11 protein-coding genes are annotated in these 11,421 nt (G+C 31.9%); 2 read left to right on the forward strand and 9 right to left on the reverse strand.

Features of this window, described 5'->3' with window-relative positions:
* Window positions 1-95: 95 nt before the first annotated feature.
* Both dapA and DNC80_RS10495 read right to left on the reverse strand, forming a co-directional pair.
* The gene (gene dapA, locus DNC80_RS10490) at window positions 96-977 is read right to left on the reverse strand and encodes a 4-hydroxy-tetrahydrodipicolinate synthase (protein ID WP_182651181.1); all 882 of its coding nucleotides are present in this window, start codon (window positions 975-977) and stop codon (window positions 96-98) included.
* A 6-nt stretch (window positions 978-983) separates the two neighbouring features.
* Complete coding sequence (locus DNC80_RS10495) at window positions 984-1,496, reverse strand: hypothetical protein (RefSeq protein ID WP_182651182.1); 513 nt, start codon at window positions 1,494-1,496, stop codon at window positions 984-986.
* 53 nt (window positions 1,497-1,549) lie between these two features.
* On the opposite strand from DNC80_RS10495, the gene DNC80_RS10500 reads away from it, so the two are divergent.
* Both DNC80_RS10500 and DNC80_RS10505 read left to right on the forward strand, forming a co-directional pair.
* Window positions 1,550-2,332, forward strand: a complete 783-nt coding sequence (locus DNC80_RS10500) for a 5'-nucleotidase C-terminal domain-containing protein (protein WP_182651183.1) — start codon at window positions 1,550-1,552, stop codon at window positions 2,330-2,332.
* A gap of 141 nt (window positions 2,333-2,473) precedes the next feature.
* Window positions 2,474-3,385 carry a bifunctional UDP-sugar hydrolase/5'-nucleotidase gene (locus DNC80_RS10505; RefSeq protein WP_182651184.1) on the forward strand — a complete coding sequence of 304 codons (912 nt, stop codon included), beginning with the start codon at window positions 2,474-2,476 and terminating at the stop codon, window positions 3,383-3,385.
* Window positions 3,386-3,413: 28 nt separating this feature from the next.
* Here DNC80_RS10505 and DNC80_RS10510 read toward each other — a convergent pair whose 3' ends face one another.
* The 7 genes from DNC80_RS10510 to rpsF all read right to left on the reverse strand — a co-directional run bounded on the left by DNC80_RS10510 (window position 3,414) and on the right by rpsF (window position 11,213).
* Entirely contained in the window at window positions 3,414-4,118 is a 705-nt protein-coding gene (locus tag DNC80_RS10510) for a hypothetical protein (protein WP_182651185.1), read from the reverse strand.
* 1 nt (window position 4,119) lies between these two features.
* On the reverse strand, window positions 4,120-6,120 hold the full coding sequence (gene ligA / locus DNC80_RS10515; RefSeq protein WP_182651186.1) for an NAD-dependent DNA ligase LigA: 2,001 nt from the start codon (window positions 6,118-6,120) through the stop codon (window positions 4,120-4,122).
* Window positions 6,121-6,195: 75 nt separating this feature from the next.
* The gene (locus DNC80_RS10520; protein ID WP_182651187.1) at window positions 6,196-6,669 is read right to left on the reverse strand and encodes a DUF6495 family protein; all 474 of its coding nucleotides are present in this window, start codon (window positions 6,667-6,669) and stop codon (window positions 6,196-6,198) included.
* Between the two features lie 120 nt (window positions 6,670-6,789).
* Window positions 6,790-9,966 (reverse strand): carboxypeptidase regulatory-like domain-containing protein, encoded by a 3,177-nt coding sequence (locus tag DNC80_RS10525; protein ID WP_182651188.1) that lies wholly within the window; start codon window positions 9,964-9,966, stop codon window positions 6,790-6,792.
* A 98-nt stretch (window positions 9,967-10,064) separates the two neighbouring features.
* Window positions 10,065-10,505: a 50S ribosomal protein L9 gene (gene rplI / locus DNC80_RS10530; RefSeq protein ID WP_144891850.1), complete on the reverse strand. Its 441-nt coding sequence runs from the start codon at window positions 10,503-10,505 to the stop codon at window positions 10,065-10,067.
* A gap of 64 nt (window positions 10,506-10,569) precedes the next feature.
* A complete protein-coding gene (gene rpsR, locus DNC80_RS10535) occupies window positions 10,570-10,866 on the reverse strand; it encodes a 30S ribosomal protein S18 (protein ID WP_086454224.1) in 297 nt (98 codons plus the stop codon).
* Between the two features lie 5 nt (window positions 10,867-10,871).
* Window positions 10,872-11,213: a 30S ribosomal protein S6 gene (gene rpsF, locus DNC80_RS10540; protein WP_035671622.1), complete on the reverse strand. Its 342-nt coding sequence runs from the start codon at window positions 11,211-11,213 to the stop codon at window positions 10,872-10,874.
* Window positions 11,214-11,421: the final 208 nt, after the last annotated feature.

Genomic DNA, 11,421 nt, shown 5'->3' on the forward strand with positions numbered 1-11,421 from the left:
CTACCTATCATTCCGAAGTTTCGGTGGCAAATTTAGGTATTAATTCAGCGAATACAAAATATATTTTTTTTGTTAAAAAAATCGATTTCAAAAAACTATCCGTTGATTTTTTTTACAAATGTATCAATTCTTTTTTCTAGTGATTCATCCACGGTTACTAATGGTAATCTTACCGCATTTGAAGCAATACCTAAGGATTGAAAGATTTGCTTAATTCCTGCAGGATTTCCTTGTTCAAAAATCATATCGATACTATCAGCAAGTAGATATTGGGTTTTAAAAGCTTCGTCAACTTTACGTTCTAAACCAAGTCGAATCATATTTGAAAATTCCCTTGGGAAACCTTGACCAATTACAGAAATTACACCTGCTCCTCCAGCCAAAACCATTGGTAAAGCAATCATATCATCTCCAGAAATTACTAAAAAGTCCGATGGTTTATTCTGTAACAATTGCATGGCTTGCACTAAATCACCAGCTGCCTCTTTTATGGCTACTACATTTTTAAATTCATGTGCTAAACGCAATACTGTGCTTGGTAGCATATTACTTGCCGTTCTTCCTGGAACATTATACAAAATTACAGGTATCGGAGAAGCCTCTGCAACTGCCTTAAAATGCTGATAAATTCCTTCTTGAGTTGGTTTATTATAATATGGTGATACTGATAAAATTGCCGTAAATGCTGATAAATCTCTAGTCTCTAACTCTGCAACAACCTTAGCGGTATTGTTTCCTCCTACTCCTAAAACAAGTGGCAATGCACCATTATTTGCTTCAATGACAGTTGCAATAACTAGTTCTTTCTCGTCTTGCGATAAGGTAGCATTCTCTGCAGTAGTACCTAATACTACAAGATATTCTATTCCACCTTCAATGGAATAATTGACTATTCTTTTTAAAGCATCAACATCTATTGAAAAATCGCTTTTAAAAGGAGTTACAAGAGCAACACCTGTACCTATTAATGATTGCATATTGAATTATATTTTATTTAGTAATTTTAAAATTTTAAAAAACTCTTTTACAAAAACCACATGATTTTCAAGAGTAGTTTGGATGGTAAAATGATGTAATCGAGTATCAACTGTTGCAAAACCTACTTTAAAATCAGCCTTTGTTGAATGTGTAAGTTGCATTAAAATAGCCTCTTCTAGATCATAATAACTTATTAACACATCATACTTTTTACTCAAAAATTCTTTTGAAGCTACACCACTAAAACCTCCGTTCCATTGTAAATGAGCGTGTTCCAAATTCGGAAACTCATCTTTAATTTGTTTGACCGAATCTTTCTTAAACTGAAGTATGGCTATATTTTCAGGGAGAATTCCTCCCAATACAAGTTCCTTAATCAAAAGTTTTGTTTTTGTAAAACCGACTCCATCAACTATAACTCCAATAGTTTTTACCGATGAAGGTACCACCAAAAGAGATGAACTTTGTAATTTTTTATTTAATGTTTTTTTTACCCAAAAATTTTTAATGTGATTCAAAAACATATTACTTTTACCTGATTACAAAATTAATTAATAAAGTCGCATTTAAAATGGTAAATCTAAAAAAGTATAACGATGTTTCTAAACTTTTTGTTATATTCTTAACATTTTTTTTTATTGCATCCTGCAGTAAACAAAGTTACACTGTTACTAAAATTGAAGGTAAAAGAGTTACAGTAACTGATAAACAAGGAACAAACCTTGAAATAGAAAATTTTGTCAAACCTTATAGAGAGCATATCAATAAAGATCTTGACAGCGTACTTGCCTATTGTCCAGAAACATTAGATAAAAGCAACGGGAAATGGCAAACAAAAATTGGTAATCTTATGGCTGATGTAACTTTGTTACGCGGAAATATTGTTTTTCAGGCCAGAGAAAAAAAGAAAATAGATATTTGCATTTTAAATAGTGGTGGAATTAGGTCTATATTACCGAAAGGGAACGTGACAGCAAGAACAGCATTTGAAATCATGCCTTTTGAGAATAGTCTAGTTGTTATTGCTTTAAAAGGAGAGCAAATACTTGAGATGGTTACTTTTTTTATAGCTGAAAAAAAACCACATCCATTGGCTGGAATAACTTTTACAATTGATGCTAATAACAATCCTAAAAACATAATGGTTCAAGGAAATCCACTAGATGCAAACACCACGTACTATGTAGGAACCAATGATTATCTTGCTAATGGTGGTGATAACATGAACTTTTTCAAAAAAGGAATTCAAAAGTTTGATTTAGAATACAAACTACGTAACATACTAATCGATTATTTTAAAGAAGTAGATACCATACCTGTGATTGATGATGTTAGAATTACTGAAGAAAAGTAATATCTAATTTTATTAATGATTTTAAATTAGACACTAAATAACAATACCTTTTTTGGAAAAACGCACCTACGTTTACAGCAAAAAAAATAAAAAGCAATCCTAATTCATTTTCAAGAAAATCAATTAGACTAAATATACACCATGAAAAGAAGAGAATTTATAGAGAAAACCGCTGCTGGATCAGCTTTATTGAGTTTAGGTTTATCATTGAGTAGTTTTGATACAACCACAGCAAAACAGCTTACTATTTTACATACTAATGATGTTCATAGTTATATAGATCCATTTCCTGCTGATCATCCGCGTAATGCAAACATGGGCGGAGTAGCACGAAGAGCTGCTCTTATTGAAAGCATTAGAAAAGAAAATCCGAATGTCCTTCTCCTTGATGCTGGTGATATTTTTCAAGGCACACCCTATTTCAATTACTACGGTGGTGAACTGGAATTTAAATTAATGAGTATGATGCAGTATGACGCCTCTGCCATAGGTAATCATGATTTTGACAATGGTGTTGATGGACTACGCGCTCAAATGCATCATGCAAAATTTGAATTTCTTTCGGCCAATTATGATTTTAAAAATACGGTTATGGATGGATTTGTAAAACCATTCAAAATTTTTAATAAAAATGGTATTAAAGTTGGAGTTTTTGGACTAGGAATTGAACTTGCAGGACTTGTAGACAAAGGCATGTATAAAGAAACTGTTTACAATGATCCTCTAGAAATTGCTCAAGACATGGTTCGGATTTTAAAACAAGAAAACAAATGTGACATTGTAATTTGTTTGTCTCACTTAGGATATAAATACAAAGACGAACAAAACAAAATTTGTGATTTGAAACTTGCCGAACTTACTCAAGATATTGACTTGATCATTGGTGGACATACCCATACATTTTTAGACAAACCTTCGGTGGTAAAAAACAAACTAGGAAAAGATGTATTAGTAAATCAAGTGGGATGTTACGGAATCAATTTAGGTAGAATTGATTTTTATGTAGATAATGACAAAACAAAAGCTTTTGATGGAAAGTCTATCATAGTTTAGCTTTACTTTTAATTTCAAAAATGACTAACTATTGCACTCTATCTTTATGAATATTTTCTGTATCAATTACAAATCTGTAAAATGCATAATAACTACTTACATATAACACCATTCCTAACGGTCTAAAAAAAGTGGGTGGAAAAGTTGACAAAAAACATTTTTCAATAAAAACTGTGAAATACAATGCCGTAAAGAGGAGTCCATAAATATACAACCAAGGTGAATCGTTGTTATCATTCATAAAATAATTTGATATTACCAGCCCTGCCATAATTGATATTACAATGTTTTGAATCACTATTCCATAAAAACTTGATGTATTAATCTCATCTGCAATAGAAAGTAGGTAAGAAAAAATAAATAAAGTGGGGATAATTGCTATTACCACTGGGATAAAATCTTTCACTTTATTTATTTTTATAATGTAAGTAATGAGTAATGACCTATGTATAATATAACCCGCTAGCGCTGCAAGGGAAAAATAAGATGAATTAGGTATTAACAAAACACTCACAATAAATAAAAAAACACTAGCTAAAATAAAAAGTGTATTTCTAACTTTTGAAGTAAGTATATATAAAATCAAAAGCAAAAGGGCTATCAAAGGTTTAAATGCAAAAAGTATCGGTTCAAATGAGGACAATTCTGCGATAACCTCAATTAATGCAATAACAAACATAAAAGCTATTAATGCCTTTTCGATCAAACTACTTTTAACATTATAAATTTTCATTTTATGGTTTTAAAAGGTTCAAAAAATCCTCTTCAGAAATAATAGAAACGTTTAACTTTGTAGCCTTATCTAGTTTTGCCGGCCCCATATTATCTCCTGCAACAACATAATCTGTTTTAACAGAAATAGAACTCCCCACTTTCCCACCATTATCTTCTATCGCTTTTTTTAATTCGTCTCTTGAGAATTTTTCAAAAACTCCCGAAACAACAAATATCTTTCCTGAGAAAATTGTGGTTGCATTTGGATTCACAGTTTGAATAACTTCAAATTGAACTCCAACATTTTTTAACTTATCGATTATAGCAATATTATTTTCATTTTCAAAAAACGAAACAACACTTTGTGCAATACGCTCCCCAATTTCATCTACTTGTATTAAATCTGATATTGTTGCAATTTGTAAAGCCTCTATGTTTTTATAATGAAGTGCTAGTTTTTTTGCTACAGTTTCTCCCACATATCGAATCCCTAGAGCGTACAAAACCCTTTCAAAAGGAATGTTTTTTGAATTCAATACACCATTCACTAGATTTTCTGCAGATTTTTGAGCCATACGCTCTAAGGGTACAATTTGTTCCACCTTTAGATCATAAAGATCAGCATAATTTTGAACCAAATTATTATTGAAAAGTAGCGCAACCGTCTCACCACCTAAACCCTCAATATCCATTGCCTTTCTAGATATAAAGTGCTGTATTCGGCCAATAATTTGAGGAGGGCAACCATAAAAATTAGGACAGTAATGATTGGCTTCACCTTCATTTTTTATTAATTCGGTTTTACATTCTGGACATTCTGTAATATAAACCGTTGGTGTTGTATTTTCAGGTCTAAAACTCAAATCTACTGCAATAATTTTTGGAATTATTTCTCCTCCTTTTTCAACAAATACGGTATCTCCAACTCGAATGTCTAATTTTTCAATTTGATCGGCATTGTGCAAGGAAGCCCTTTTAACCACTGTTCCTGCCAGTTGTACAGGAGACAAATTTGCAACTGGAGTTATAGATCCAGTTCTACCAACTTGGTACGAAATCGAGTTTAATTTAGTAGAAACTTGTTCTGATTTGAATTTATACGCCATTGCCCATCGCGGAGATTTGGCTGTGTACCCTAACTCTTCTTGGAAATAAAAAGAATTAACCTTTACAACAACGCCGTCAGTTTCATACGGTAAATCATGACGGTGCACGTCCCAATACGCTATAAAATTAAAAACTTCTTCTAGATTGTTTCCTAATTGAGCTTCTTTGGGCACTTTGAATCCCCAATCTCTTGCCACATTTAAACTGTTAAATTGCGAATCGAAAGGTAAATCAGTACCTATTATAAAATACAACAAACAATCTAAGGGACGTTTTGCAACGAGTGCGCTATCTTGTAATTTTAAACTCCCTGAGGCAGTATTTCTTGGGTTTGAATATGGAGTTTCTCCAATTTCAATCAAATCTTGGTTCATTTTTTCAAAACCAGCAAATGGCAAAATTATTTCTCCCCGAATGTCAAATTTTTCAGGATAATTACCTTTGAGTTGCAAAGGAATCGTCTTTATGGTTTTAATATTTTGTGTTACATCATCCCCTTGAAATCCATCACCACGAGTAACTGCTTTTTGTAATTTTCCATTTTCATAGGTTATACTTATCGAAGCACCGTCATATTTTAACTCACAAGTATAAGAAATAGGAACATCGCCCAAAACTTTTTTTAATCGAGTTTCCCAACTGATAAGATCTTCTTTAGAATAGGAATTATCTAAAGAATACATGCGATGTTCATGTGCTACGGTTTGGAAATTTTTAGTTATTGTACCTCCTACTCTTTGTGTAGGCGAGTTTTTATCTTCAAATTCCGGATGCTTACTCTCAAGTTCTTGTAGCTGTTTTAATTTTAAGTCAAATTCATAGTCAGAAATAACAGGATTATCTAAAACATAATAATTGTAATTATGCTGATGCAACTCTTCTCTTAGTTGTTGAATTGTATTTTGAATATTCATGGAAATAAAAATTGGCTATCTTAGTACGTGAAATAAGGTACTAAAATAACCAATTTAAAAGAATTAGCAATACATTTAAGAAGCTATAATTGTATTTATTTGCTTGTATAATTGACCGTCACTTAAAAAAGAACCTTGCTGAATCAGTTCAAAAATTGAAGAGTTCCGTTCCTCAGTAAATTCTTTTTTACCTACTTTCATTTCAATTGTATCTGTAAACATATTGTCACTAAGCCATTGCAATCCATCACGAGTTAAAAAATCAACTTCCGGAACCAGAGATTTCAAAACAATAGATTGTACATGTGTATCAAAACAGTGAAAAAGAAAAATATGATTTTTAGAAAAATGTTCTAAATAAGTTGCTTTAGAAAGTACACCTTCCCAAATCAAATCAGAGAAAACATCCAATTCTTGTTCAGCCACTTCTGGTTTTTCAGCTTTAATTTTATCCCACTCTGCTTTATCAATAGCTTGAGTGGCTAAAAAATTTGTAAATTCTTGTGTCAGTTCTTCAAACTGCTCTTTGGTCAATCGAGTATATTTCATTGTATAATTGTTAATCTAAAATTATAATTCAAAAATGCTTTTTTGCGAATGCAAATTTAAAACTTAATCATAAAAAAAGCCTTCTTTTTCAAGAAGGCTTTCATTTAATTTCTAAATAGACTAGAAAATATATCTAATTCCAAACTGTGCTTGCCATCTTGATAATAAACTAGCATCGTAATTGAACGTTTTAGTTTGTGTTCCATTAAAAGTATAAGTAGGAATTTTTGTAGTTTGATTAACAGTTACTCCTATTGGTTGAATACTAGTAGGAACTTGTACTAATCCCCAATCAGAATTTAATAAATTTCCAACATTTAAGATATCAATACTAAACTGAATTGTATTTGTTTTATCTGAACTTGAAGAAGGTTTAAAATTATAATCTTGAATTAATTTCATATCCCATTTTCCTCTCCATGGTGCTAATGCGCCATAACGCTCAGCGTATTGCCCTCTTCTTTCACTTAAATATTTATCTTGATTGATAAAAGCATTAAATGCTGCACCTTGACCTGCTCCTGAGAATACCATTGTATTAATCTCTGCAGTTGTTGGTACATAAATTAAATCATTTGTTCCAGATCCGTCATTATTTACATCACCTCCGTAAATGTAGTTAAAACGTCCTCCTTGTGCATACTCAAAAAATGTAGATACTGTGGTAGCCCATTTGTCATTTGTTCCGTATTTCCATTTTTTAGATGCCACACCAATAAAACGGTGCGTATCTCCGTATTTTGAATTAGTCAAAACGGCATCATTTACATTACCTAAAGCTGGATTAAATGCAAAAGCATCGCCCGTAATTTCTGCCTCAATAGAGTTTACATCTTTAGCTATTAAATAATTATAAGCTAAACTCGCAAATAAACCGTTATCAAAAGTTTTTTGTAATTTAAATGATGTGTTTAATACATATCCTTTGTTAGAATTTGTCATTACATAGGCGTTATTAGCACCTTTGTCTGCAGCATTGTAAATTGCTCTATTATCAACACCTGCAAGAGTTCCAGATGGAGTTCTTAAACCCCAGTTTTGCACATGAACACCGTTGATATCTTTGTTGTAAGACATATCAAAAGTTGCAATATAATTGTTTTCGAAACGGTGATCTAAACCTAAACTTGATCTCCATACTTGAGGCCACTTAAAGTTTTTATCCATAATTTGAAAGAAACCATCATCAGCACCACTCACTTGATTTCCTAACCATACAAATGGAAGTTTTCCAGTAAATACACCAGATCCACCACGTATTTGAGTTGTTTTATCTCCTTTAACATCCCAATTGAAACCCATTCTTGGTGACCAAAGTAATTTATCTGTTGGTAATGTAGTCGAAATTAATGTTTCATTAGCCTTCGTTTTAGGATTGTAATACAAGACACTGTTATTTCTTGTAGCTCCGTTTTGAGTATCAATATATTTTTGAATCAAATCAGAAGTATCAAAATACAACGGTTTGTCAACTCTTAATCCTAATGAAAGTTTGAAATTATCGGTAATATTCCAATCATCTTGAGCATATAATGCAGCTTGACCTACATTAAGCTCAGCTAATTTCCATCCATTATCTGCACCTACTGCAAAACTGTTCTTAGCAGCATCAGTAGTTTTTGCATATAATAAATTTTGAGCAATAATACTTGTTGCAAATGGTTTAGCAGCATCATTCAAAAAGTCTTGAACACTAAAGTATGGAGAGAAAAAAGTTCCAGCATATCCATTTGGATTACCAAAATTGTCATATCCTGCCAAATTAAATGAATTTTCAAATTGATATTTCTCAAAAGAAGCACCAAAAGTAAAAGCATGCTTACCTGCTGTATAACTTAAATTGTTTGTGATTTGAAGCACTTTTTGGTCTAGAGTATTGTTGATCGAAAAAGGTTCGTGACCAGCAATAATGTAATTTGAACCATTACTCTGAATATTAATTACTGGAGCTGGCTCAGAAAAAGGATCTCTAAAATCATTAAAATGAGTATAACCCGCTTGTAATTTATTAGAAACAGTTTCGCTTATTTTGGAGTTTAACTCAACTAAAAAAGATCTTAATTCATTGTTAATTTGATATCCAGATTTTTCGAATTGTAGTGTATTTGCATCTGGACCTCTAAATCCTAAAGCAGATGGATGAGCAGGTTTGTCTTTTGCAGCATTCAAAAAGTTGTAAATAACAGCCAATTTATTGTTGTCATTAATGTTCCAATCTAATTTTATAATCCCTTTATTAGAATTCGTATTGTGTTTAAATCCTTGGTAAGCACCTGTGTTGTAACCCAATCTTCCTAAAGCAGCTGATACTGCAACCAAATCAGATTCTAAAACTCTTGATTCATTCACACCTGTAACACCATCACCATTATTAGCAACAAAATTTGATCCTAAGTCACTGCGCTTATCGATTTCATAATTAGCAAAGAAAAACAACTTGTCTTTAACTATTGGACCTCCAAAGCTAAATCCAGCTTGTGTTTGCTCCAACGAAGGTACAAAAATCTCTTGTCCTTTTATTTTACTTCCTGTTAGATCTTGATTTCTAAAGAAAGCATAAGCAGTACCGTGAAATTCATTGGTACCTGATTTAGTAACTGCATTTACAGATGCACCTGTAAAACCAGATAAGGTAACATCATAAGGCGCTGTAGCCACCTGAATTTGTTCTATTGCATCCAACGAAATAGGTTGAGAACCAGTTTGCCCACCTGGAGTTGCAGCATCTAATCCGAAAGGATTATTAAAAACGGCTCCGTTCAAAGAATAACTGTTGTATTGATCATTACGTCCTCCAAAAGAACCCCCACTTGCAGAAGGCTCTAAACGAGTAAAATCATCCGCTGACCTTGAGATTGACGGCAACGAAGTTAATTCTTTTCTACCAATGGTAGTTTCGGCACCTGTTCTTCCATTTCCGAATACTTTATTCTTAGAACCTGTAACTTTTACTTCAGTAAGCTGTTGGCTTACATCATTAAGTTGCGCATCTAAAATTAATGCTTTACCTAACTCTAAAAATACTTCATTGTACACTTGAGATTCATAGCCTACAAAGGAAATAGTAATTTTGTAAGGCCCACCAATACGCATGTTAAGCATATTGTACCTACCGTCTACATTCGAAACTCCAGAATATTTAGATCCTGTAGGAGTATGAATAGCTAAAATAGTTGCAGCTGGAAGTGTTTCACCTGCTGAACTTTTTACAATTCCTTTAATACTTGATGTTGTAGTTTGTCCCAACATGGTAACAGAACTACAAAAAATCAGAAATAATGTAATTAATTTTTTCATTTGCTTAATTGTGTGTTATTTGTGGCACAAAATTAAGCAAAAAAAAATCACTCCGAAGAGTGATTTTAATAATTCTTTAACAAAAAGTTAAGGAATTTTTATTTTTCTGCAACGATTTCATAGTCTAATTCAACTATAACATCTCTGTGTAAACGAACACTTGCATTGTATTTACCAGTACGTTTTACGATACCGCTAGTGATAAATTTTCTATCAATTGTTTGACCACCTTTAGCTAATGCTTCAGCAATGTCAATATTAGTGATAGAACCAAATAATTTTTCACCACCTGCTTTAGCAAATATTTTAATTTCAATAGCTTTTAAAGCTTCACCTAAAGCTTTTGCATCAGCAACTACTTTAGCTTCTTTGTGAGCTCTTTGCTTTAAGTTTTCAGCTAATACTTTCTTTGCAGATGAAGTAGCTAATTGAGCAAATCCTTGTGGAATTAAAAAATTACGACCATAACCGTTTTTTACAGTTACTACATCATCTTTAAATCCTAAATTTTGAACATCTTGTTTTAAAATAAGTTCCATGTTGTTGTCCTTTATTATAGAAGTTAGGTTTCATGATTAGAAAACCAACAACTGAGTTTTAATATTATTTAAGTAAATCCGCCACGTAAGGCATCAAAGCAATGTGACGTGCTCTTTTCACAGCAACTGAAACTTTTCTTTGGTATTTTAATGAAGTTCCTGTTAAACGACGTGGTAAAATTTTACCTTGCTCATTAACGAATTTCAATAAGAAATCAGCATCTTTATAATCAATATACTTGATACCTGATTTTTTGAAACGACAATACTTTTTAGTTTTGTTAGTTTCTATGTTCAAAGGCGTTAAATATCTAATATCTCCGTCTTTTTTTCCTGAAGCCGATTGTTGTAATGTTGCCATAATAATTAAGCTTTTGTAGATTTTAATTTAGTTCTTCTTCTCTCAGCCCATGAAATAGCATGTTTATCAAGACTCACAGTCAAGAAACGCATTACTCTTTCGTCACGTCTAAATTCAGTTTCAAAAGCGATAAGAACCTCACCAGCTACTTTGAACTCGAATAAATGGTAAAAACCACTTTTCTTGTTTTGAATTTCGTAAGCCATTTTTTTAAGACCCCAGTCTTCTTTAGACACCATTTCAGCACCTCTACTAGTAAGAAAATCTTCAAATTTGCTTACTGTTTCCTTTACCTGAACTTCAGATAAAACGGGATTTAAAATGAAAACAGTTTCATAATGATTCATAAAAATATATTTATTGTTAATTTGAGTGCAAAAGTAATAAAAAATTTAAATAAAAAAATATTTTTGTTGTTTTTATCGACGTAAAGTAAAAAAATCCGATTAATTGAAACAACTTAAATTAAAAGTAGTATATTTACGCAATCTAATAAAGTAAACTTTATTATGAAATTAAACTGTGTAGTAGTCGATGATAGTTCTATACAAAGAA

This window comes from Flavobacterium sp. SOK18b, from assembly GCF_014156605.1.
Lineage (GTDB): Bacteria > Bacteroidota > Bacteroidia > Flavobacteriales > Flavobacteriaceae > Flavobacterium > Flavobacterium tiangeerense.